Consider the following 22,255-nt stretch of genomic DNA (forward strand, 5'->3'; position numbering starts at 1 on the left):
TCGACGGCCGCCGGCACCGGTCGAACGGGCCCTTGGAGTCTGTTCCTAGCCGCTGGGCCGATCCACCGACCGCCCCGGTGCGGCGCGGCCGACATCGAGATTGCCGTTGCGCGACATCAGCACCGCGATCGGGCGGGTGCCGCGGAACTCGGACAGTACGATCACCAGCACCGCAGTAATCGGCACCGCGAGGAAGGCGCCGGGAATGCCCCACAGCCCGCCCCAGATGGTCAGGCTGGCGAGGATCACGAATGGGCTGAGGTTGAGCGAGTTGCCCATCAGGAAGGGGTCGAGGAAGTTGCCGATCACGAATTGCGCCGCCGCCAGCAGCGCCAGCAGCGTGATCACCGTGCCGGGGTCGCCGAACTGCACGATCGCCCAGGCCACCGGGAACAGCACGCCGAGGAACGAACCGATGTACGGTACATAGTTGAGCACCGCGATCAGCACCGCCCAGAAACCGGCGAACTCCAGCCCGAACACCGCCATCATCGCCCAGCTCACCACGCCCAGGACGACGTTGATCAGCGTCTTGACGGCCAGGTACTGGCCGGTGCGGATATTGATGCTGTCGAGCACCTGGCGGATGCGGGAGACGTCGCGCGGGTCGTCGGAGAGATTGCGCAGCTTGGCGGCGAGCACCCGCTTCTCGACCAGCAGGAAGGTCACGTACAGCAGCACCACGAGCAGGGTCATGCCGATGCCGGTCACCGACAGCACGGTCGGCCCGATCAGGTCCTGCAGCCGCACCTGATCGAGGAAGTCCTCGCGCAACGCGGTCCAGGTCGGCGCGGCGCGCAGGCCGAAGAATTCGGCGCCCTGCTGGATCCGCTCGAGCAGCTTGTCCTGGTAGATCGGCGCCAGTTGCACCACACGGCCGACATTGTTCACCACCAGCGAGACCCCGGCTGCCAGCACGAAGGCGATCCCGAGGATCGACAACCCGTAGCGCAGCGGCGCCGGCACACGCGGCCCGACCACCGGCACCGCGGTGATCGCGCGCGCCAGGCCGACGATCACGTAGACCACCAGCACGCTGAACACCATCGGCACGAATACCTGCTTGCCGACGTACAGCACCCAGCCGACGATCAGGGCCAACGCAGCGCCGTGGACGACCGATTGCAGGCGATCCCGGGTTCGCGTCATCGGCGCACGCTCCCCTGCGGCGCGTGGCGGCGATCGGAGGTGGCGGCTGCGCCCTGGCGTACTGCGGACATGCGCGTTCCCGGGAACGGGGCGCCGGGTCCGGCGCGGCCCTCCATTCTCGCACCGCGCGGGTCAGTGCGGCACGCTCGGCAGGGCCGGGCCTTCGTCACGTTCAGCGCTGCGATGGTGTGATCTGCCGCCGCGCGCATTTTCCGGGTCGGCACCGGTCGCGACGGCGCCATGCTGCGACGACGATGCGGGCCAACGGCGATGCAGGCGTTCCCGGCATCGTTGCCTCGGAAACTGGCAGCGGAGCCGCGGATGCGGCTTAATGACGCCCACCTCCCGCCGCTGGACGCCCCCGATGCAATACCTGCTGCTGGTCTACACCGACGACACCCTGATCGACGCCCTGCCCGAGGGCGAGGCCGACGACATGATGCGCACCTGTCTCAAGCATGCCGACGAAATGCAGGCCGACGGCAAGCTGCTCGGCTTCCAGCAGCTGGAAGCGCCGGCGACGGCACGTTCGGTCCGCATCCGCGATGGCCGCGCCACGGTGACCGACGGTCCGTTCGCCGAGACCAAGGAGATCCTGGCCGGGTTCAACCTGGTCGAGGCCGATAGCCTGGAGGAGGCGGTGCGGATGGCGCACGAATTCCCGTGGGCGAAGGCCGGATGCATCGAGGTGCGCGCGGTGCGCGATGCCGAGGCGGTGCGGCGGCGCGTGGGCGCCTGACAAAGGCAGGCGGCCTCGGTTGGGATCGCGGGGTCGCGACTTCCGTCGCTCCCACATGGGTGACTGGCAACGGCGGACCGCGGCGCGTGCTCCGGCGCATGCGCGCGTTCACATCACCTAGTGCCACGCGCCGTTAGCTTGCGTCGTTGAAGGGCCCGCGCTGCGGCGCCATCCACGGCACGAGGAACGGCACGATCGGATACCGGGACAGGCATCGCCGGACCCGCGGCGCGATCGCGACAGCGGGCGCGACCGTACTGTGCGCCTGCGCCGGGCCGCAGTCGGCGCTCGATCCGGCCGGACCCGCCGCCGAGACGATCGCGCAGACCTGGTGGCTGATGTTCTGGGCCGCGATCGCGATCTGGGTGCTGGTGCTGGCGCTCCTGCTCTACGCCCTGCTGCGCGGTCGCGATACCCGCGCGCTGGCGCGGCCGCAGCGATTGATCGTAGGCGGCGGCCTGGTGCTGCCCACCGTCGTGCTGGCCGCGCTGCTGGTCTACGGCACCGTCCACAGCAGCCGCGTCACCGGACTCGGCGAAGAGGTCGACCTGGTGATCGAGGTCACCGGGCGCCAGTGGCAATGGGAGTTCCACTACCGCGACGGCGACGGCGCGGCGGCCGCCATTTCGATCGACGAACTGGCGCTGCCGCGCGGGCGCATGGTCGAGTTCCACGTCACCAGCGCCGACGTCATCCACAGCTTCTGGATTCCGCGCCTGGGCGGCAAGATCGATGCCATCCCCGGACGGGTCAACCGCCTGCGCCTGCGTGCCGACCGCGCCGCGCCGATGCGCGGGCAGTGCGCCGAGTTCTGCGGGCTGGAGCACGCGCACATGGTGTTCGCGGTGCGGGTGCTGGAGGAGGACGCCTGGGACGACTGGCTGCGCGCCCATGCCGTCGACCGCACTGCCTCGGGGGCGGCGCCATGATCCTGCGCGAGCGCATCGGCGACGACGTGCAGCGCGAGCGCCTGGCGGCGCTCGGCCGCATCTGGGCCAACGCACCCGGCTGGCGCGGCCAGCTGACTGCGGTCAATCACAGCACCGTCGGCCTGCGCTTCATCGCCACCGGCTTCGCCTTCCTGCTGGCCGGCGGCATGCTGGCGATGTTCATCCGCCTGCAGCTGGCCTGGTTCGACGCCGAGGTGCTGGACCCGCGGCGCTACAACCAGTTCGTGACCATGCACGGCACGACGATGATGTTCCTGTTCGCGGTGCCGATCATGGAAGGCTTCGCGATGTACCTGATCCCGAAGATGCTCGGCTCGCGCGACCTGCCGTTCCCGCGGCTGTCGGCGTTCGGCTACTGGTGCTACCTGTTCGGCGGTCTGTTCCTCTATTCGAGCTTCCTGTTCGACGCCGCGCCCGACGGCGGCTGGTTCATGTACGTGCCGCTGACCGACGCCACCTGGTCACCGGGCATGGGCGCGGATTTCTGGCTGATCGGGGTGACCTTCGCCGAGGTCGCCGCCGTCACCGCCGCGGTGGAGCTGATCGTGGCGATCCTGCTCACCCGCGCGCCGGGCATGGACGTGCGCCGCATGCCGCTGTTCGCCTGGGCGATCCTGGTGACGGCGTTCATGATCGCGTTCGGCTTTCCGCCGCTGATCCTGGCCAGCGTATTGCTGGAGATCCAGCGCGCGTTCGATTTCGCCTTCTTCGAGGTCGCGCGCGGCGGCGACCCGCTGCTGTGGCAGCACCTGTTCTGGCTGTTCGGCCATCCCGAGGTCTACATCATCTTCCTGCCGGCGGCGGGCGTGGTGTCGATGGTGATCGCGACCTTCGCGCGGCGGCCGATCGTCGGCTACACCTGGATCGTGCTGGCGACGGTGGCGGTGGGATTCCTCAGCTTCGGGCTGTGGGTGCACCACATGTTCGCGGTCGGCCTGCCGCTGCTGGCGCTGGCGTTCTTCAGCGCGGCGAGCATGGCAGTGGCGATCCCGATGGGGATCCAGGTGTTCGCCTGGATCGCCACGCTGTGGGCCGGCCGGCCCTGGCTGCGGGTGCCGCTGCTGTACCTGTTCGGGTTCTTCTTCGTGTTCGTGCTCGGCGGCCTGACCGGGGTGATGCTGGCACTGGTGCCGTTCGACTGGCAGGCGCACGACACGCACTTCGTGGTCGCGCACCTGCACTACGTGCTGATCGGCGGACTGATGTTCCCGCTGTTCGCCGGGCTGTACTACTGGCTGCCGCTGGCGTGCGGGCGGATGCCGTCGGAGAGCCTGAGCCGGACCGCGTTCTGGCTGGTGTTCATCGGCTTCAACCTGACCTTCCTGCCGATGCACCTGACCGGCCTGCTCGGCATGCCGCGGCGCGTGTACACCTATTCCGCCGAGCTGGGCATCGAGTGGCTCAACCTGCTTTCGACCGCGGCCGGGTTCGTGCTGGCGTTTGGCATGCTGGCGATCCTGATCGACGCCGCGTTGAGCTTCCTCCACGGCGCACGCGCCGGGCGCAATCCCTGGCGCGCCGGCACCCTGGAGTGGGCGTTGCCGGCGCCGCCGCCGAAGTACAACTTCGCCTCGATCCCGGAGGTCGACGGCCGCTATCCGCTGTGGGAGCGCGCGGCGCTGGCCGACGAGAGCGCACGTCCCGACGGCCTGCTCGGCGATTGCGGTCACGGCCGCCGCGAGCTGCTGGGCACCGGCCTGCTGTCGGCGACGCCGGAACAGGTGGTCCGGGTCTCCCACGCCACCTGGATTCCGCTGTCGGCGGCGCTGACGATCGCGCTGCTGCTGGCGTGCTTCATCGCCAAACTGTACCTGCCGGCGATGCTGCTGCTGGCACCGCTGCTGGCGCTGTTCCTGGCCTGGGCCTGGACCACCGGCGATCGCCGGGCGCCGGTGCGCGTGCCGGCGGCACCCGGACTGGAACTGCCCACGCAGTACGCCTGTCGCAACGCGCCCGGCTGGTGGGGGCTGGTGATCACGCTGCTGATCGACGGTGCGCTGTTCGCCTCGCTGGTGTTCGCGTACTTCTACCTGTGGCTCGGCACCGGGGCATGGCCGCCGCCGGGGATCGGCATCGGCGGCTGGACGCTGCCGCTGCTGGCGCTGGGCCTGCTGCTGGCCAGCGGCGGCGCGGTGCAATGGGCGGTACGGGGGACCGGCAGCGGCGCGCGCATGCGCGGGGCCCTCGGCTGGTCGCTGGCGGCCGTGTTCGGCGCCGGTTTCCTGGTTGCGCACGCCGTCGCGCTGGCCGGTCCCGTGGGCCCGCCGCAGGTGCACGCCTATGCCTCGGTGGTGTGGACGCTGGCCGGCTTCCACGGCGTGCACGTGGTGGTGGCGATGCTCGCTTCGGGCTACGTCGTGGCGCGCATGCGCCATGGCTACATCGACGCCACGCGACCGCTGGAGCCGCGCGTCGCCGCCGGGCTGTGGCGCTACACGGTCGGCCAGGGCGTGGTCGCCTGGGCCGTACTCCACCTGTTTCCGAGGCTGGTGTGATGGGCCGCTGGCCGGGACCGCAACACCTGACCGGGATGGCCGCGCCGATGGCGGTATGGGCGCTGCATCTGCTCGCGGTCTACAGCCTGCAGGGGCTGGCCTGCGCCGAAGACTGGCAGCGCACCCGCGTGGCCGGACTGGAGGCGGTCACCTGGTGGCTGCTGGCGCTCACGGTGGCGGCGCTGGCGGCGATCGCCTGGCTCGGCGCACGCGCCCGGCGCGCCTGGCGCCTCGAGACAACGGCAGCGGCGGACGACGTGCCGGCGCGACGGCGCCGCTTCACTGCCGCGGCCACGACGATCCTGGCCGTGATCGCCGCGGTCGCGGTGACGTACACCGCCGTCCCGATCCTGCTGCTGACCACCTGCGACTGAGGCGCCGATGCGCAAGCAACTCAAGCAACCGACCCCGCGCACCCGCAGCCATACGGTCGAGAGCCGGATGTCGATCATGCACCACCCGATCCACCCGATGCTGGTGGTGTACCCGGTGGCGCTGCTGAGCCTGGTGGTGGTGACCGACCTGCTGTTCCTGTGGGCCGGTGATGCGTTCTGGGCACAGGTCGGCTACTGGCTCAATGCCACGGGCCTGGGCATCGGCGTGATCGCCGGCCTGGTCGGCATGTTCGACATGTTCTCGCTGCGGGTGGTGCGCCGGCACGTGTCGGCCTGGAACCACTTCATCGTGGCAGTCATGGTGCTGGCGATGGCGGCCGCCGGCGTCTGGCTGCGCGCGCCCGACGCCGAGGCCGCCGTCTGGCCATGGGGGCTGTTGTTGTCTTCGGTGACCTTCGTGCTGGTGATGATCGCCGGCTGGCTCGGCGGCACGCTGAGCTTCCGCCACGGCATCGGCGTGTACGGCGACGAGCAGTCCCGGACACCCCGTGAGGACGAGCCGCCGGAGGAGTGAACGTGGCGGCGACGACGCAGTCGATCGAACCATGCGCACCGAGCCGCACGACCATCGCCCGTCGACGCGATTGCCCATGTGCAATCGGCGTAGTTCTCGTTCCAACGTAGGAGCGCGTCATACGCGCGATACCGCGGGCATTTCGCCGCCACGGACGCCGAACCATCGGCACGCCTTCCGGCTTGCGAGACGGGACTGCCGATGGTCGGGCCGCGGACGTCGCCTGCATCGCGCGCATGGCGCGCTCCTGCAAAGCAGCGGTTCGGATGCCGGAGGGGCGCGGCAGACACGCGCGAATCGCCAGTTGCGCCGGCGCGGCGATGGCGCCGGCATCGCGCGCATGGCGCGCTCCTACGGAAGCAGGTCATTCGGCTATCGAACGGTGGTCGCAGCAGGCGGCGGCGGCAGGTTACCCACGGTTTGCGGCTTGGCGGCGGTGAGCGCGGCGATCGCCAGCAGCAGCAGCAGCGGCATCCAGCCCGCCACTCGGTAGAACATGGGTCCATGGCGGTCGCGTCCGTGTCCCAGCTCATACAGCAGCAGGCCGAAGTACAGGTGCAGCAGCACCACCAACGACACCAGCACCAGCTTCATCGCCAGCCAGGCGCCGCTCGGGCCATAGGCGATCAGCACCATGCCGAGCACGATCGCGAGCACCGCCGCCGGCGTCGTCAACCGGAAGAACAGCACATTGGTGACCGGGTTGAAGTACTCCCGCTTGGCGTCATCCTCCACACGGTGGCGGGCGACGAACAGCCTGGGCAGGAAGAACAGCCCGGTGAACCAGACGGCGATCGCCGCGATGTGGAAGAACTTCAGCCAGAAGTACATGCGCCGCTCCGCAAGGCCTGCGCCACCTTACGCCGCCCTGCGCGAAGCGTCCGTGGACGCAGCCGGGCGCCGTTGCGGCACGGGCGCCAGCGGACGCTCAACCGCGCGCGGCGCCTTGCGCGCCGGCAGGTCGTGCGGAGGGCGAGTCGCCGTTGGTCGGCAGCGGCGAGGTCGCCAGGATCGCCGCCTCCAGGCGCCGCAGCGCCACCGCATAGGCGGCCTGGCGCAACGAGGCGTCGAGTTCCTGCGCGGTGTCGTCGACCCGGCGCGCGGCGGCGCGCATGGTGTCCTCCAGTCGCGACTGCACCCGTTCCCCGCTCCATGCATCGCGGCTGCGGTTCTGCAGCCACTCGCAGTACGAGACCACCACCCCGCCGGCATTGGCGAGGATATCCGGGACCACCTCGACGCCGTTGCGCGCCAGGATCGCGTCGGCATCCGGCGTCACCGGACCGTTGGCGATCTCCAGGACCGCGCGTGCACGCACCTCGTCGGCATTGCCCGCGTGCACCTCGTCCTGCAGCGCCGCCAACACCAGCAGGTCGCAATCGCTGCCGACCAGGGCATCGGCGCTGCGCAACCTGCGAACGCCCTTGCCGGTGTAGTCGGCCACGCTGCCGTGGGCGCGCTTCGCCTCGCGCACCCCGTCCAGGTCCAGCCCCGCGGGCGCGAACACGGCGCCCTTCGAATCGCCCAGCCCGACGATACGGTAGCCGTCGCCGTGCAGCAGGTCGGCGAGGGCGCCGCCGGCGTTGCCGAAACCGATGATCGACACGCTGGCGTCCTTTCGCGGCAGGTCCAGGCGCCGCGCCAGCGCGCGCAGCACCAGGAATCCACCCATGCCGGTGGCACCGCTGCGGCCGGCGAGGCCGCCATAGGCCACCGGCTTGCCGGTGATCACCGCCGGCTCGGGCCGGCCCAGGCCACGGGCGTACTCGTCGGCCATCCAGGCCATCGTGCGCGCGTCGGTGGCCACGTCGGGTGCGGGGATGTCGCGTTCCGGCCCGATCATGCGTGCGAACGCGTGCACGTACGCGTGCGCCAGGCGCTGCAGCTCGGTATCCGACAGCGCATGCGGATCGACGCAGACCGCGCCCTTGGCACCGCCGTAGGGAATATCCACCACGGCGCACTTGCAGGTCATCCACAGCGCCAGCGCCATCACTTCGCGCAGGTTGCTGGCCGGATGGAAACGGATGCCGCCCTTGGTCGGCCCGAGCGCATCGTTGTAGCGGCAGCGCCAGGCCTTGTGGGTGGCGAGACTGGCGTCGTCGCGGCGCAGCAGCAGGTTGGCCGCCAGCGTTTCCTTCGGGTAGTGCAGCGTCTGCAGCACCTCGGGATGGGTGCCGAGGCGTTCGGCCGCCTGCCGCACGTGCAGGAATGCGGCGTCGAAGAGATCGGGCACGGCGTCCCGCGGGTTGCGCTTGCTGGTGGCCATGTCGTCCCGGCAATACGACGAATCGGCTCCTGTTGTAACGGCTGGCGCGTGCAGTCACGGTGATCCGTTGTCGCGCCGCAGCTGCAGGCGCGATCGTGGTGTCACACCGCGCGCCTGCCCATGGCCGCAATCGGATCGCGCGCGGAACGCGCGTGCGGCGTCAGTCCTCTCTCTTGCCGATCACTTCCCCGCTACGCGGATCGATGCGCACCTCGACCTCGCGGCCGGTGCTGTCGTCGGCTTCTGCCTTCCAGACGCCGTCATCGAAATCGACATCGTGCACGTTGGTATAGCCGGCGACGGCGAGTTGCGCCTTCACGTCGGCCTCGGTGAGGTTGGAGACCTGGTCTTCCGGATAGACCTCGCCGGTCTCCGGATCCAGGCGCAGGTCGACGCGGTTGCCGTCGGCGCTGCGCGCGTCGGCCTCCCACATGCCGTCGTCGAACTCGATGTCGTTCACGTTGGTATATCCCTGCGCCTCGAGCGTGGCGCGCACCTGCGCCTCGGTCATCGCGTCCTGCGCGGTCGCGGCGGTGGCGGCGAGCGCCAGCGCCAATGCGAGCGGCGCGGCATAACGGTGGGCGGGCACTTGCATGGCATGACTCCTGCTGCGGCGAATGGCGGCAGTCTTGGCCGCGCACCGCGAATTCGGGGTGAATCCGTCTGCGTGGGTTGCAGAGTGTTCAGGCGCCGGTACCGATGCATGGGCGGGAATGCAGGCCGGGATCGACGCGGCATTGACGCATCGCAGCGCAGGATGGCGGTTTTCGCCGCCACCGGAGCGCCGATGACGACGCCCGACTGGCCGCTGCTGGGCGCGGTCGCCTGGCCGCTGCTGATCGCACTGCTGCTGGGCCTGCTGGTGCGGCGCGCGCTGTTGGCGCTGGCGCGGCGCGCCCGCGTGCATGCCGCCACCCATCTGCGCGCACGCGTCGCCCAGGTGATCGCAGTGCCGGCGGCGGTCGCGCTGCCGTTGCTGTTCCTCAGCATCGCCGTGACCGCCACGCCGCTGCCCGAGGCCTGGAGCTCGCGCATCCAGCACTGGCTCGGCGTCGGCGGCCTGCTGTGCTTGACCTGGCTGGCGGTACGTGCGGTGGGCGCGATCGAGCGTCGCATCCTGCGCGAGCATCCGGTCGATATCGAAGACAACCTGGCCGCGCGTCGGGTGCAGACGCAGACCGCAGTGATCAGCCGCGTGATCCAGGGCGCGATCATCCTGGTCGGGATCGCGCTGGCGCTGATGACCTTCCCGGCGATCCGCCAGATCGGCGCCACCCTGCTGGCCTCGGCCGGCATCATCGGCCTGGTCGCCGGCATCGCCGCGCGGCCGGTGTTCGGCAATCTCATCGCAGGCCTGCAGATCGCGCTGACCCAGCCGATCCGGCTCGACGACGTGGTGATCGAGGACGGCGAATGGGGCCGCATCGAGCAGATCACCAGCGCCTACGTGGTGGTGCGCGTGTGGGACGAGCGCCGGCTGGTGGTGCCGCTGACCTGGTTCATCGAAAACCCGTTCCAGAACTGGACCCGCACCACTTCGCAGCTGCTGGGCACGGCGTTCCTGTGGCTCGACTACCGCACGCCGCTGGACGCGATGCGCGCGGAGCTGCAGCGCATCTGCGAGGACGACTCGCGCTGGGACGGACGCGTGTGCGTGGTCCAGGTCACCGAGACCGACCAGACCACGATGCAGGTGCGGCTGCTGGTGAGCGCGCGCAATTCCGGCGAGCTGTTCGACCTGCGCTGCGCGGCGCGCGAGCGGATGATCGCATTCCTGGCCGAGCACCATCCCGAATCGCTGCCGCGGCTGCGCGCCGAGCTCGACGACGGCGACGGCCGCCCGCGGCGCTTCGCCGCACCGACCGCCGATGCTGCCGAGACCAGCTCGCCGGGCGCGGAGGACGTCAACGCATCCGACCTCGACCCCGGCACGGCCGATCCACGCAGTTGACGCCCGCGCGCGATCGCGTCGTGATACGCCGTGGACCGCATCCGGCCGACAGGATCGACACGGATAAGGCATCAAGAGCGAAGAACCTCGATGCGGCTTGATGCCTGTCCGCGTTCATCCGCGCTGATCCGCGGCGAAGTGCGCTCGGCTCGGGCCGTCTAGAATTCCCGCTCCCCACAACGACTACGGCCCCTCCATGACCAACCCGCTGCTCGACTTCTCCGGCACGCCGCGCTTCCACGCCATCCGCCCCGAACACGTCACGCCGGCGATGGACGCGCTGCTGGCAGAAGCGGAGGCGGCGGTGAAGGCCGCGGAAACCGTTGCGCCGGTGACCTGGGACCGCTTCATCGTGCCGCTGGAGGACGCCACCGAGCGGCTCGCCCGCGCCTGGGGCCAGGTGCAACACCTGCAGGCGGTCCTGCACGCCAAGCCGTTGCGCGAGGCCTACAACGCCAATCTGCCGCGCGTCACCCGCTTTTACAGCGCGCTCGGCCAGAACCTGGCGTTGTTCGACCAGTACCGCACGCTGGCGCAATCGCCGGAGTTCGGCGGCTTCGACGCCGCGTGCCGGAAGACGGTCGAACACGCGCTGCGCGATTTCCGCCTCGGCGGCGCCGAACTGTCCGATGACAGGAAGGCCCGCTTCTCGCAGGTCCGGGAGGACCTGGCGGCGCTGGCGGCGAAGTTCTCCGAGAATGTGCTCGACGCCACCGACGCGTTCGCGCTGTACGTCGAGGATGCCTCGGAACTGGCGGGCCTGCCCGACGACGTGATCCAGGCATGCCGCGCCGCCGCGGAACAGGACGGCCGCGCCGGCTGGAAGTTGACGCTGCAGATGCCCTGCTACCTGCCGGTGCAGTCCTATGCCGACAACCGCGCACTGCGCGAGCAGCTGTACCGCGCCTATGGCGTGCGCGCATCGGACAGCGGGCCGGCGGAGCTCGACAACACCGCACTGATCGACCGCATCCTCGCGCTGCGCGCCGAACTGGCGGAGCTGCTGGGCATGTCCAGCTACGCCGAGGTCTCACTGGCGACCAAGATGGCGCGGACGCCGGAAGAGGTGCTGGCGTTCCTGCGCGACCTGGCGGCGCGCGCGAAGCCGTTCGCACAGCGCGACCGTGCCGAACTCGAGGCCTTCGCCCGCGACGAACTCGGCCTCGATACGCTGCAGCCGTGGGACCTGGGCTACGTCAGCGAGAAGCTCAAGCAGGCGCGCTACCGCTATTCCGGGCAGGAGGTGAAGCAATACTTCTCCGAGCCGAAAGTACTGGCGGGCCTGTTCGACGTGATCGGCGCGCTGTACGGCGTCACCGTGACCCGGGACCAGGCGCCGGTATGGCACGAGGACGTGCGCTTCTACCGCCTGACCGACGTCGACGGCCGCCTGGTCGGCCAATTCTACCTCGACCTGTACGCGCGCGAGGGCAAGCGCGGCGGCGCCTGGATGGACGACTGCCGCAACCGCCGCGAGCGCCCCGGCACGGGCGACGGCGCGCAGACGCCGGTGGTGTACCTGGTGTGCAACTTCGGCAAGGGCGCCGGCGGATCGCCTGCCACGCTCCACCATGACGAGGTCACCACGCTGTTCCACGAGATGGGCCACGGCCTGCACCAGCTGCTGACCGAGGTCGGTGAGCTGTCGGTCGCCGGCATCAACGGCGTCGAATGGGACGCGGTGGAGCTGCCGAGCCAGTTCATGGAGAACTTCTGCTGGGAATGGGCGCGCGTGCAGGCGATGACCGCGCACGTCGAGACCGGCACGCCGCTGCCGCGCGACCTGTTCGACAGGATGCTGGCGGCCAGGCACTTCCAGAGCGGCATGCAGACCGTGCGTCAGCTGGAGTTCGCGCTGTTCGACATGGAACTGCACAGCCGCTTCGATCCGGCGCGCGACGAGGTGATGGCGCTGCTCGAACGCGTGCGCGACGAGGTGGCGGTGAACCGGCCGCCGGCGTGGCATCGCTTCCCGCATCAGTTCGCGCACATCTTCGCCGGTGGCTACGCCGCCGGCTACTACAGCTACAAATGGGCCGAGGTGCTGAGCGCCGATGCCTATGCCGCGTTCGAGGAGGCGCCGGACCAGTTGGCGGCCACCGGCGCGCGATTCCGCGACGAGATCCTCGCCCGCGGCGGCAGCCGCCCGGCACTGGAGAACTTCAAGGCGTTCCGCGGCCGCGAGCCGGCGATCGACGCGCTGCTGCGCCACAGCGGCATGGCGGACTGAAGGCCGGCATGCCGATTGGCCGCCGCCACGAGCGGACGACCGGTGCTGGCCGCAAGCCGACGGATCCGACCCTTTCCCGAATCAACGGGGTCGGGTTCGGGGCCGGCGGCGCCGACGTACCGATTCCAATGAACCTCCTTTCACGTGAGCTGCGCTAGCGTCGGCCCGGTCCCAACGGGCGGCACGGCCGAGGAGGAGCACAGCATGTCGATACAGGACGAGCTGTTTCGGATCGAGGAGGGCTTCTGGCTGTCCGGCAAGGAACACTTCCTGCAGTATCTCGACGACCGGTGCCTGCTGGCATTTCCCCAGGCGGGCGAAATGCATGGCGTCCATTCCAGAGACCAAGTCGCCGACACCGCGGCGACGCCGAACCGGTGGCGCGACCTGAAGATCAGCCACCGACATCACGTTCAGCTCGGCGACGACGTCTGCATGATCAGCTACCGCGCCGACGTGACGCGTGGAGACGGCGTGCCCTATGCCGCGCTCATCGGTTCGGGCTATGTCCGCCGGCCGGAGGGGTGGAAGCTCGCCTTCCACCAGCATTCGCCGGCCTGACCTCGTGCCTTCAGAAGTGACCGATCCTGGACGCGCGCGGGATTCGTCCGTTGCGGCTGCGCTCGCCTCCCTCCGGCCATTGCTCCGCAAGTGGAGGCGATCGACGCGCGCGCTTACGGCCATGTCCGCATCTCCATCCGCGAATCCGCGATGTGATCTCGGTCGCGTTTTCCCTGCCCGATAGTCGCGGCCGTCCGGTCGCACGGGCGCGCCAGTACGCGCTGTCACGCGTCCGTCAAGCGATCGTCAAGCGAATGGAATGACACCCTGCGGCAGAACAGTCCAGGTTCGGTCAGCCGGCCCGTGCGCCTGCGGTCGCCCCCTCTCCAGGCGGCCCCATGCGCGCAGGCCGCCCTTTCCGGTCGCTAACTCCCCCGCGTCGGCCCGGAAACCCCGCTCCAGAAGGAACCGCCGATGACACCCAAGCCGTTATCCATCGCCCTGCTCTGTGCCTGCCTTGCCGCCGCTCCCCATGCCGCCGCCGCCGAGCCGCCACTGGAGCTGACGCTGCTGCGCGGAGGTGCCATACAGACCGACCCGGTCGCCGCTGGCCACCTGGTCCATTTCCCGACCGGCCGCACCATCGCCACCTGGGACTATAGCGATCCGGCCGCGCCCGTCCGCGTGGCGACCTCCGAACCCGCAGGCGGGGCGATCAACGGCCTCGCCCGCCACGGCGATCATCTCTATGCCAGCTGGCGCGGCTATGACGGCAGCAGCGGCGTGACCACCTGGTCATTGGCCGATCCCGCCCGCCCGCAACGGGTGGACAACAGCGAGGACTACGTCGACCTCGACAACAAGTTCCTCCTCGGCCTGACGGTCGCCAACGACCAGCTGTACCTGTTCGACAACAACCACGGCGTGTTCGTGTCCGATCTTGCCGACCCGGCGCGTCCCGCGTTCTCGCCCACCGACATCGCCACCGTGCCCACGCAGTACACCCGGATCGTCGCCCACGGCGACATGATCCACGCCACCGGCCGCAACTGGCTCGGCGGCACCGTTCTCGACCTGTACGACGTCAGCGTGCCGAACGCGCCGTTCCAGGTCGCCGGCCATGGCGTGGACGGACTCGACAGCTTCAGTCTGATCGCCGAGCCCGAACGTGCGATCGGCGTCGGCAACCGGCTGACGGTGTTCGATCTCAGCGAACCGACGCTGATGAATCCACGCGGCGCGCTCGACATCCCGCCGGCCATCACTGGCGCGCGCGTGGGCGAGTACGTCTACACCTTCGGCTGGGGCGAGGGCCTGGACGTCTGGAACATCGCCGACGTCGATGCGCCCGAAGCCGCCGGGCACCTCGATCTCTTCGCCCTCGGCGGCCGCCGTTCGCTGGCGATCGAGGGCGGCCCGCTGCTGCTGCCGACCGATACCGACCTGGTGCACGCGCTCGACGTCAGCGCCCCGGCCGCGCCCGCCAACATCGCCACCGGCTGGCTGCCGGGAGGCGTCGCCGCGGTCGACGTCGCCGACCACGGCGGCGACATCGTGCTGTTGCAGGCGAACTACGGCCTGACCATCAACGATGCGCAGACCCTGGCACCGACCGCGCGCTTCGAGGCCGGCCTGCCCGAACACCTGGCGTCGCGCAGCTTCGAGCAGATGGCGATGTCGGGCGACACCGCCTGGCTCGCCGCCTGGGGCTTCGGCTTGATCGGCGTCGACCTCTCCGACCCGGCCGCCCCCACCGAGCTCGGGCGTATCGAGTTCCCGTTCGCCTCCGTGCTCGACGTGGCCGGCGACCACGCCTACGTGGCGAAGTGGACCAACGGCGGCGTGTTCGGCGTGGTCGACGTGTCCGATCCCACCGCGCCGTCGCTGGTGTGGCAGGGCGCGCTGGCGTCGCAGCCGTACGCGCTTCGCGTCGACGGGCAGCACGCCTACCTCGCCGAGGGCAGCCAGCCGGGCACCGAGAACGGCGGCCTGCGCATCTACAGCCTTGACGACCCCGCCAGCCCGGTGCAGGTCGGCCACCTCGACGACGGCTGCGGATCCGCGTTCGACCTGGCCATCGACAGCGAGGTCTCGCTGCTCTATCTCGCCTGCCGCGGCGGCGTGCAGGTGATCGACATCGCCGAGCCGCAGGCGCCGGCGGTGATCGGGCGCTACGACGCCGGCGACGAGGAGTCGTACACGCGCGTCGCCCAGCGCCACGACCGCGCCTGGTTCGGCAACAATGCCGGCCTGCACGAGCTCGACGTCTCCGACCCCACCGCACCGGTACGCACCCAACTCACGGCGCTCGGCCACCAGAGCGTGGCGCGGCTGGCCGCGCTGGACGACGGCCGCCTGGCCGCGCTCGGCGGCAGCAGCGGCGTGCACCTATTCGCCCCCGGCGACGGTGAGGACGCCACCCCGATCGAGAACCGCATCCCGGTGCCGGGCCTGGAGGGCACCGAAGGCGAAGGGCTGCTGTATGCGATCGAGGTTCCGGCGGGCACCGCCGCACTGCACGTGCTCAGCTACGGCGGCCGCGGCAATGTCAGCCTGCTGGTCCGGCACGGCCAGCCGCCGACCGACGACGAAGCCGATGGCCGCTCCACCCGCCCCGGCAACAACGAGACCGTGCGCATCGGCAACCCCGCCGCCGGCACCTGGTACATCCGGCTGGTCGGCGAGACCGCGTTCTCCAACGTCACCCTGCAGGCGCGCTACTGACGCAGGGCGCGATGCCGGTGGCGCATGGCGCATGCGCCACCGGCCGCCTTCTGTCGCAGTCGCGACTTCCTGGTGGCGGCATGCCGCCACAGGGAAGTCGCAACCCGGCGCGGATGAAACACCCGCGAACGCGCGCGCCGACCGCTCCGACAATGTGGGCACCGGCCCTGGCAGAACACGCACGCCGCGAATCGACGGAACACCACGACCATCCTGGCTTGGCGAAAGACCGCCTCCGCGCTACCGTCGTGCCATGCACACCACAGCCATCGCCGCCACCGCACTCGCCCTGTCCCTGGCAACCGCCAGCGCCGTCGCGCAGGTGCAGACCGCGCCCCTGCCCGAACCGCCCGAGACGACCGCCGTCACGCGCGACCGCGCCCGGCAGACCGGCATCGCCACCTTTGAACTGCCCGGCCGCCAGCAGGTGATCGTGCGTTCGTTCGAACCCGATACCGCGCTGCCCGACCGCTACCGCATCAGTTTCGAGGCGCTCGACACCGACGGCGACGGCTTCATCGACCGCAACGAGGCGGCCGCGCATCCCACCCTCGCCGGCGAGTTCCGCGGCGTCGACGTCGATGGCGACGGCAGGCTGAGCCGTGCGGAACTGGTGGGCTGGACCGGCGAACGCTAGGCCGGATCGCCCCCCGCAGCCGATCCCTGTAGGAGGGGCTTCAGCCCGACCTGTCGAAGATCGCGGCAAGGCCACCAGCAGCGCGGGTGGCGGCCGGGAAGGTGTGTGCGGGGAGTCCTGTTCGCGCCTTGCTCGCCTCTCGCGGTCGGGGCTGAAGCCCCTCCTACAGGAGCTTCGATGCGAGGGACGCGAGGCCGGCAGGTCACGAATCCGACAGTTTCCCTCCGAAGCTCGACAGCCGGCGCGGATGTCGCGGCCGCCGCCCGGCACTACGCTGGCATCCAGACGAGATCGCGCGCGCGCCGTGACGGCACGGCCAGCGGGCGCGACAGAGAACGGAGATGCCGGCCATGCCGATCGACCTGGACACGCCCTACCCGCTGACCGACGCGCAGGTGGCGCAATTCCGCCGCGACGGCTTCATCAAGCTCAAGCAGGTCTTCGACGCCGAGACGCTGCGCCGCTACGGCGCGGAAATCACGCGGCTGACCATCGCCCTCAACACCCAGACCAAGCCGCTGACCGAGCGCAACACCTACGATCGCGCCTTTCTGCAGGTGATGAACCTCTGGGAGCAGGGCGGCGCGGCGCGCGAGTTCGTGTTCGGCAGGCGCCTGGCCGGCATCGCCGCGGCGCTGCTGCAGGTCGACGGCGTGCGCCTGTACCACGACCAGTCGCTGTACAAGGAACCGGGCGGCGGCATCACCCCCGCGCATGCCGACCAGTACTACTGGCCGGTCGACAGCGACCGCACCGTCACCGCCTGGGTACCGCTGCAGGCGGTCCCGCAAGACATGGGGCCGCTGGCGTTCTTCGCCGGCAGCCAGCACGTCGAGTTCGGCCGCGACCTCGGCATCTCCGACGAGAGCGAGCGCGCCATCACCGCCGCGATGGAGGGGCACGGCTTCCCGGTGATCGACGCGCCGTTCGACCTGGGCGAGGTGAGCTTCCACCTCGGTTGGACCTTTCACCGCGCCGGCCCCAACCGCTCGACGCGGCCGCGCTCGGTGATGACCGTGATCTACATGGATCGCGACATGCGCCTCAAGGCGCCGGAGAACCACATGCAGCAGTCCGACTGGGAGCAATGGTGTCCTGGAGCGGAGGTCGGCGCGGTGATCGACACGCCGAAGAATCCGGTGCTGTTCGAACGCGCCGCATGACCGGCGGCGTGCTCAGCGGTCCGGCGGCGGTCGCCGACGGCCGCGGCGGGTTCGCGATCGAAACGGTGGAGGTCGACCCGCCGGGCCCGGGCGAGGTGCGGGTGACGATGGCGGCGGCGGGCGTATGCCATACCGACCACGCGTCGCTGCGCTGGCCGGGCCCGCTGGTGATGGGCCACGAGGGCGCCGGCCATGTGGAATCGATCGGCGCCGGCGTGCGCGGGCTGGCGCCCGGGCAGCCGGTGCTGCTGAACTGGGCGATCCCCTGCGGCGCCTGCTTCCAGTGCGGGCGCGGCGCGCAGGCGCTGTGCGAGCGCACGCACGAACTCGACATTCCCACCCTCGGCACCAGTCGCGCGCACCCCGGCGGCACCCGCCTGCACGGGCGCCCGATCGAGCGGTCGTTCCATCTCGGCACCTTCGCGCGCCACGCCCTGGTGCGCGCGGAAGCGGTGACACCGCTGCCGGACGGCCTGTTGCCCGACCCCGCCTGCATCCTCGGCTGCGCGGTGATGACCGGCGTGGGTTCGGCGCTGAACGTGGCCGCGGTCGCGCCGGGCGAGTCGGTGGCGGTGCTGGGCTGCGGCGGCGTCGGGCTCAACGTGATCCAGGGCGCGAGGATCGCCGGCGCCGCCGTCATCGTCGCCGTCGACCGCGTACCGGCCCGGCTCGAACGCGCCCGCGAGCTCGGCGCCACCCACCTGCTGTCGGCGGTTAACGACGATGCGGACGCACTGGTCGCGCGCGTGCACGCGCTGACCGGCGGCCGCGGCGTCGACCATGCATTCGAGGCCACCGGCGTGCCGGCGCTGGCCTTCCTGCCGCTGCAGCTGGCACGCAACGGCGGCAACGCGCTGCAGGTCAGCGGCGCGCACGGCACCGGCAGCGTCGAGCTGCCGCGCTTCTTCTGGAACAAGCGCTACCTGACGCCGCTGTACGGCGACTGCGTGCCCGGGCGCGACTTCCCGCGCCTGTTCGACTGGATCGCGCAGGGCAAACTCCAGCTCGCCTCGCTCGTCAGCCATCGCTATCCGCTCGACGACCTGGGCCGCGCCTTCGCCGACATGCTGGAGGGGCGCAGCGCCAAGGGCGTGTTGCGGATCGCATGAGCATCGACCGCGCCCCGTTCCGCACCCTCAAGCGCTCGGATCCGGCGATCCCGAAGCACGGGCTCGAGTTCCTGACCGTCAAGAGCCGGGCGCTCGCGCAGCGTGCCGACGTCACCCTCTTCACCCTGCCGGGCACCCGTGACATCGCCGACCTGCCGATCGTGCTGTTGCTGCACGGCGTCTACGGCTCGCACTGGTCGTGGGCGCTGCAGGGCGCGGCGCACGTCACCGCGACGCAGTTGGTCGCCGAGGCCGCGCTGCCGCCGGTGGCGCTGCTGATGCCGTCCGACGGCCTGTGGGGCGACGGTTCCGGCTATGTGGCGCATGCCGGACAGGACTTCGAGCGCTGGATCCTGGACGAAGTGCCGGCGCTCGCGATCGACGCGGTGTCCGGGTGCACCGCACGCTCGCCGCTGCTGATCGCCGGGTTGAGCATGGGCGGTTTCGGCGCACTGCGGCTGGCCGGCAAGCACCCGCATCGCTTCGCCGCCGCGGCCGCGCACTCGGCGGTCACCGAGGCTGCGCAGCTCGATGCGCTGATCGAGGAACGTCGCGACGGCTGGAGCCCGGCACCGGCCGACACCAGCGTACTGGCCGCGCTCACCGGTGCGCCGGGGCCACTGCCACCGCTGCGCTTCGACTGCGGGCGCGACGATCCGTTCCTCGCCGCCAACCGCGCGCTGCACGACGCGCTGCTGGCGGCGGGCATCGCGCACCGTTACGCCGAGCGCGACGGCGGCCACGACTGGAACTACTGGTCGACCGCGCTCGCGGACACGCTGCGCTTCTTCGGCGCGGTGCTGCGCGGCGACATCATCCATCACGAGGAGGGCAAGGCATGAACATCGCGAAGACACTGGCGGCGATGGCCGCACTGGCGGTCCTGGCCTGCGCCCCGCCCGCGGCACCGGCGGCGGGCGCCTCGGCGACCGCGTCGGCAGACACGCCGCTGCCGGCGCGCGCGCGGGCCGGCGAGGAGGTCTTCTACCACGTCTTCTTCCGCAGCTTCCGCGATTCCGACGGCGACCACGTCGGCGACCTGCGCGGCTTGACGGAGAAGCTCGACTACATCGCCGGGCTCGGGATCACCTCGATCCTGCTCACGCCATTGCAGCCCTCGCCCTTCTACCACAACTACTTTCCCACCGACTTCGAGACCATCGAGCCCGCCTACGGCACGATGGCGGACTACTTCACCTTCGTCCGCGGCGCACGCGCGCGCGGGCTGAAGGTGTACCTGGACCAGGAGATCCAGTACGTCGGCGCGGGCCACCCGTGGTGGACGCGTTCGCAGGGCCTGCCCGGCGCGCCGTTCGCCGACTTCCTGCTGTGGCGCGACGCGGCGCGCACCGAGGTCGAGCCCTTCCTCGACCGCGCCACCTGGCCGCATTACGACGGTCGCCAGATCGGCATCGCCATGATCGACCTGAACAATCCGCGGGTGCGCGACTACTTCACCCGCGTGCTGCTGTTCTGGGCCGACCCGCACGGCGACGGCAGCGGCCGCGACGGCGTCGACGGCTATCGTATCGACCACATGATGGACGACCTCGACCACAAGGGCGTGGCGACGAACCTGTTCGCCGATTTCTGGCGGCCGGTGTTCGACGCACTGCGGGAGCGACGCCCGGATTTCCGCATCCTCGCCGAGCAGGCCGACTGGGGCTTCGGCGAGGACTGGCTGGTCCGCGGCGATGCCGACCTGGTGTTCGCCTTCCCGCTGCGCGGTGCGCTCATCGAGCTCGACAAGGACCAGATCGTGCAGGCCGTGCGCGAGACCGAGGCGATCACCCCGGCCGGCAAGGGCCAGATCGTGTTCCTTGAGAACCATGACACCGACCGCTTCATGTCGCTGATCGACGGCGATCCGGCACGCGCGCGCGCCGCCGCCGCGCTGTCGCTGCTGCTGCGCGGCGAGCCGCTGCTCTACTACGGCCAGGAGCTGGGCATGCGCGGCACCACCCGCGAAGACGGCATGTCCGACTCCAACCACATCCCGCTGCGCGAGGCGATGCGCTGGTCGGCGGAACTCGACGCACCGGGCGCGGCAATCTGGTATCGCGGCGACAAGCCCTGGTGGACGCATCCCGCCAACCGCGCGCACGACGGCGTCTCGGTGGAGGAACAGCAAGGCAATGCGGACTCGCTGCTCGCCTGGTACCGCACGTTGCTGGCGCTGCGGCAGGCGCGGCCGGAACTGCGCGCCGGCGACCAGCGCCTGCCATGCGGCGACGCCTCCGAGGTCCTCTGCGTGCTGCGCGAATCCGGCGACGCGCGCAGCCTGCTGCTGGTCAACCTGGGCGATGCCGAGGCGCGACCGGTGCTGGAGCCGACGATCGTCGGCGGCCGATGGACCGACCTGATCGACGGCGGCGCGGTCGACCCGGCGGCGCTCACCCTGGCGCCGATGGCGGTGCGCGTGCTCGGCACTCCATAGCCGTACAGCACCTTCGGTTGGTTCGCACCTGTAACTCGAGTTTCCTCCACCACCGGTCGATTCGCACCCGCAATTCAAATTCCTTACCCAGTTGGCGGGTCCGCACCCGCCATTCGACCTCCTCCCCCGCTGGTTGGGTTCACACTCGCAATTCGAACCCCCTCCCCAGCTGGCTGATTCGCACCCGCGATTCGAGCTCCCTCTCCCCCGCTTGCGGGGGAGAGGGTTGGGGTGAGGGGGCAATCCGGAGCCGGCCGGCTTCCAGGCACAAGAAACGATTCGAGTGCAGCTCCGCCGGCCTTGTCCGCATCACCTGGCAGAGAGGTCGTCGACTTCGGCTCGCCCCCCTCACCCCAGCCCTCTCCCCCGCGAGCGGGGGAGAGGGAGCTAAAACGCCTCGTGATCGACTCGCCGGACCCGAATCCATCCGCCGCATCCATCCACGTCGGGAATGTTTCGCAGGGAAGAACCTGTCGATCCAGCCGCATCCGGTTCATCGCAGAAGAGGACCCCACAGGTCCAGCTACCCATCCACAGGAGTACACCCGCATGAAGACCGCCAATCCCTACCTCAACTTCGACGGCAACGCCAGGGAAGCCTTCGACCACTACCGTTCGGTGTTCGGCGGCGAGTTCGCCATGTCGATGTGCTTTCGCGAGTTCGGCGGCGAGTCGATGGGCCTGTCCGGCGACATGCTCGACCGCATCGCCCACATCGCCCTGCCCCTGGGCGACAGCCTGCTGATGGCCTCCGACGTGACCCGACCCGGGGACTTCAAGATCGGCACCAATACCTATGTCGCCGTGGAAGCGGACAGCGGCGAGGAGGCCGATCGCGTGTTCGACGGGCTGTCGGCCGGCGGCCGCGTCGAGATGCCGCTGCAGAAGGTCGAATGGGCCGAGAAGTTCGGCATCTGCGTCGACCGCTTCGGCGTGCAGTGGATGGTCAGCCATACCGGTGACGTGCAGTTCAGCCAGGGCTGATCCGCGTC

General features: G+C 70.3%; 19 protein-coding genes. 15 read left to right on the forward strand and 4 right to left on the reverse strand.

The annotated features are described in order from the left end of the window. Positions 1-45: 45 nt before the first annotated feature. Complete coding sequence (locus FXO19_RS07005; RefSeq protein WP_149194355.1) at positions 46-1,149, reverse strand: AI-2E family transporter; 1,104 nt, start codon at positions 1,147-1,149, stop codon at positions 46-48. A gap of 364 nt (positions 1,150-1,513) precedes the next feature. Here FXO19_RS07005 and FXO19_RS07010 point away from each other — a divergent pair, with 364 nt between their 5' ends. The 5 genes from FXO19_RS07010 to FXO19_RS07030 all read left to right on the forward strand — a co-directional run bounded on the left by FXO19_RS07010 (position 1,514) and on the right by FXO19_RS07030 (position 6,242). Next, a complete protein-coding gene (locus FXO19_RS07010; RefSeq protein WP_149194508.1) occupies positions 1,514-1,888 on the forward strand; it encodes a YciI family protein in 375 nt (124 codons plus the stop codon). Between the two features lie 146 nt (positions 1,889-2,034). After that, positions 2,035-2,817 carry a cytochrome c oxidase subunit II gene (gene coxB / locus FXO19_RS07015; RefSeq protein ID WP_255516331.1) on the forward strand — a complete coding sequence of 261 codons (783 nt, stop codon included), beginning with the start codon at positions 2,035-2,037 and terminating at the stop codon, positions 2,815-2,817. Next, a complete protein-coding gene (gene ctaD / locus FXO19_RS07020; protein WP_149194356.1) occupies positions 2,814-5,333 on the forward strand; it encodes a cytochrome c oxidase subunit I in 2,520 nt (839 codons plus the stop codon). Before coxB ends, ctaD begins: the two co-directional genes overlap by 4 nt. Further along, the gene (locus FXO19_RS07025; RefSeq protein ID WP_149194357.1) at positions 5,333-5,707 is read left to right on the forward strand and encodes a hypothetical protein; all 375 of its coding nucleotides are present in this window, start codon (positions 5,333-5,335) and stop codon (positions 5,705-5,707) included. The genes ctaD and FXO19_RS07025 overlap by 1 nt, the downstream gene beginning before the upstream one ends. 7 nt (positions 5,708-5,714) lie before the next feature. Continuing rightward, the gene (locus FXO19_RS07030; protein WP_149194358.1) at positions 5,715-6,242 is read left to right on the forward strand and encodes a DUF2231 domain-containing protein; all 528 of its coding nucleotides are present in this window, start codon (positions 5,715-5,717) and stop codon (positions 6,240-6,242) included. Positions 6,243-6,614: 372 nt separating this feature from the next. Here the strand turns inward: FXO19_RS07030 and FXO19_RS07035 are convergent, their stop codons facing one another. The 3 genes from FXO19_RS07035 to FXO19_RS07045 all read right to left on the reverse strand — a co-directional run bounded on the left by FXO19_RS07035 (position 6,615) and on the right by FXO19_RS07045 (position 9,106). Then, positions 6,615-7,073: a CopD family protein gene (locus FXO19_RS07035; RefSeq protein WP_149194359.1), complete on the reverse strand. Its 459-nt coding sequence runs from the start codon at positions 7,071-7,073 to the stop codon at positions 6,615-6,617. Between the two features lie 97 nt (positions 7,074-7,170). After that, positions 7,171-8,511, reverse strand: a complete 1,341-nt coding sequence (locus tag FXO19_RS07040) for a Glu/Leu/Phe/Val family dehydrogenase (RefSeq protein ID WP_149194360.1) — start codon at positions 8,509-8,511, stop codon at positions 7,171-7,173. Positions 8,512-8,671: 160 nt separating this feature from the next. Continuing rightward, positions 8,672-9,106, reverse strand: coding sequence for a PepSY domain-containing protein (locus FXO19_RS07045; protein ID WP_149194361.1), 435 nt, complete (start codon positions 9,104-9,106; stop codon positions 8,672-8,674). Positions 9,107-9,298: 192 nt separating this feature from the next. Between FXO19_RS07045 and FXO19_RS07050 the strand changes: the two genes are divergently transcribed. The 10 genes from FXO19_RS07050 (at position 9,299) to FXO19_RS07095 (ending at position 22,247) form a co-directional block, all read left to right on the forward strand. Continuing rightward, positions 9,299-10,462, forward strand: a complete 1,164-nt coding sequence (locus tag FXO19_RS07050) for a mechanosensitive ion channel family protein (RefSeq protein WP_149194362.1) — start codon at positions 9,299-9,301, stop codon at positions 10,460-10,462. A gap of 196 nt (positions 10,463-10,658) precedes the next feature. Beyond that, positions 10,659-12,692, forward strand: a complete 2,034-nt coding sequence (locus tag FXO19_RS07055; protein ID WP_149194363.1) for a M3 family metallopeptidase — start codon at positions 10,659-10,661, stop codon at positions 12,690-12,692. 204 nt (positions 12,693-12,896) lie between these two features. Further along, positions 12,897-13,253: a hypothetical protein gene (locus FXO19_RS07060; RefSeq protein WP_149194364.1), complete on the forward strand. Its 357-nt coding sequence runs from the start codon at positions 12,897-12,899 to the stop codon at positions 13,251-13,253. A gap of 414 nt (positions 13,254-13,667) precedes the next feature. Further along, complete coding sequence (locus FXO19_RS07065; RefSeq protein ID WP_149194365.1) at positions 13,668-15,917, forward strand: pre-peptidase C-terminal domain-containing protein; 2,250 nt, start codon at positions 13,668-13,670, stop codon at positions 15,915-15,917. A 253-nt stretch (positions 15,918-16,170) separates the two neighbouring features. After that, positions 16,171-16,554: an EF-hand domain-containing protein gene (locus FXO19_RS07070; protein WP_149194366.1), complete on the forward strand. Its 384-nt coding sequence runs from the start codon at positions 16,171-16,173 to the stop codon at positions 16,552-16,554. Between the two features lie 350 nt (positions 16,555-16,904). Further along, positions 16,905-17,717, forward strand: a complete 813-nt coding sequence (locus FXO19_RS07075; protein WP_149194367.1) for a phytanoyl-CoA dioxygenase family protein — start codon at positions 16,905-16,907, stop codon at positions 17,715-17,717. After that, positions 17,714-18,826, forward strand: a complete 1,113-nt coding sequence (locus tag FXO19_RS07080; protein ID WP_149194368.1) for a zinc-binding dehydrogenase — start codon at positions 17,714-17,716, stop codon at positions 18,824-18,826. The genes FXO19_RS07075 and FXO19_RS07080 overlap by 4 nt, the downstream gene beginning before the upstream one ends. After that, on the forward strand, positions 18,823-19,668 hold the full coding sequence (locus FXO19_RS07085) for an alpha/beta hydrolase (RefSeq protein ID WP_149194369.1): 846 nt from the start codon (positions 18,823-18,825) through the stop codon (positions 19,666-19,668). Before FXO19_RS07080 ends, FXO19_RS07085 begins: the two co-directional genes overlap by 4 nt. Continuing rightward, positions 19,665-21,263: an alpha-amylase family glycosyl hydrolase gene (locus FXO19_RS07090; protein ID WP_149194370.1), complete on the forward strand. Its 1,599-nt coding sequence runs from the start codon at positions 19,665-19,667 to the stop codon at positions 21,261-21,263. Before FXO19_RS07085 ends, FXO19_RS07090 begins: the two co-directional genes overlap by 4 nt. A gap of 549 nt (positions 21,264-21,812) precedes the next feature. Continuing rightward, positions 21,813-22,247: a VOC family protein gene (locus FXO19_RS07095; RefSeq protein ID WP_149194371.1), complete on the forward strand. Its 435-nt coding sequence runs from the start codon at positions 21,813-21,815 to the stop codon at positions 22,245-22,247. The last annotated feature ends 8 nt before the right edge of the window (positions 22,248-22,255 follow it).

Origin of the sequence: Luteimonas suaedae (assembly GCF_008312895.1) — a bacterium.
GTDB classification, from domain to species: Bacteria; Pseudomonadota; Gammaproteobacteria; order Xanthomonadales; family Xanthomonadaceae; genus Luteimonas; species Luteimonas suaedae.

Coding starts and splice junctions, on each gene's coding strand:
- FXO19_RS07005 (WP_149194355.1), bottom strand. CDS start 1,149: ATGACGCGAACCCGGGATCGCCTGCAATCGGTCGTCCACGGCGCTGCG.
- FXO19_RS07010 (WP_149194508.1), top strand. CDS start 1,514: ATGCAATACCTGCTGCTGGTCTACACCGACGACACCCTGATCGACGCC.
- ctaD (WP_149194356.1), top strand. CDS start 2,814: ATGATCCTGCGCGAGCGCATCGGCGACGACGTGCAGCGCGAGCGCCTG.
- FXO19_RS07025 (WP_149194357.1), top strand. CDS start 5,333: ATGGGCCGCTGGCCGGGACCGCAACACCTGACCGGGATGGCCGCGCCG.
- FXO19_RS07030 (WP_149194358.1), top strand. CDS start 5,715: ATGCGCAAGCAACTCAAGCAACCGACCCCGCGCACCCGCAGCCATACG.
- FXO19_RS07035 (WP_149194359.1), bottom strand. CDS start 7,073: ATGTACTTCTGGCTGAAGTTCTTCCACATCGCGGCGATCGCCGTCTGG.
- FXO19_RS07040 (WP_149194360.1), bottom strand. CDS start 8,511: ATGGCCACCAGCAAGCGCAACCCGCGGGACGCCGTGCCCGATCTCTTC.
- FXO19_RS07045 (WP_149194361.1), bottom strand. CDS start 9,106: ATGCAAGTGCCCGCCCACCGTTATGCCGCGCCGCTCGCATTGGCGCTG.
- FXO19_RS07050 (WP_149194362.1), top strand. CDS start 9,299: ATGACGACGCCCGACTGGCCGCTGCTGGGCGCGGTCGCCTGGCCGCTG.
- FXO19_RS07055 (WP_149194363.1), top strand. CDS start 10,659: ATGACCAACCCGCTGCTCGACTTCTCCGGCACGCCGCGCTTCCACGCC.
- FXO19_RS07060 (WP_149194364.1), top strand. CDS start 12,897: ATGTCGATACAGGACGAGCTGTTTCGGATCGAGGAGGGCTTCTGGCTG.
- FXO19_RS07065 (WP_149194365.1), top strand. CDS start 13,668: ATGACACCCAAGCCGTTATCCATCGCCCTGCTCTGTGCCTGCCTTGCC.
- FXO19_RS07070 (WP_149194366.1), top strand. CDS start 16,171: ATGCACACCACAGCCATCGCCGCCACCGCACTCGCCCTGTCCCTGGCA.
- FXO19_RS07075 (WP_149194367.1), top strand. CDS start 16,905: ATGCCGATCGACCTGGACACGCCCTACCCGCTGACCGACGCGCAGGTG.
- FXO19_RS07080 (WP_149194368.1), top strand. CDS start 17,714: ATGACCGGCGGCGTGCTCAGCGGTCCGGCGGCGGTCGCCGACGGCCGC.
- FXO19_RS07085 (WP_149194369.1), top strand. CDS start 18,823: ATGAGCATCGACCGCGCCCCGTTCCGCACCCTCAAGCGCTCGGATCCG.
- FXO19_RS07090 (WP_149194370.1), top strand. CDS start 19,665: ATGAACATCGCGAAGACACTGGCGGCGATGGCCGCACTGGCGGTCCTG.
- FXO19_RS07095 (WP_149194371.1), top strand. CDS start 21,813: ATGAAGACCGCCAATCCCTACCTCAACTTCGACGGCAACGCCAGGGAA.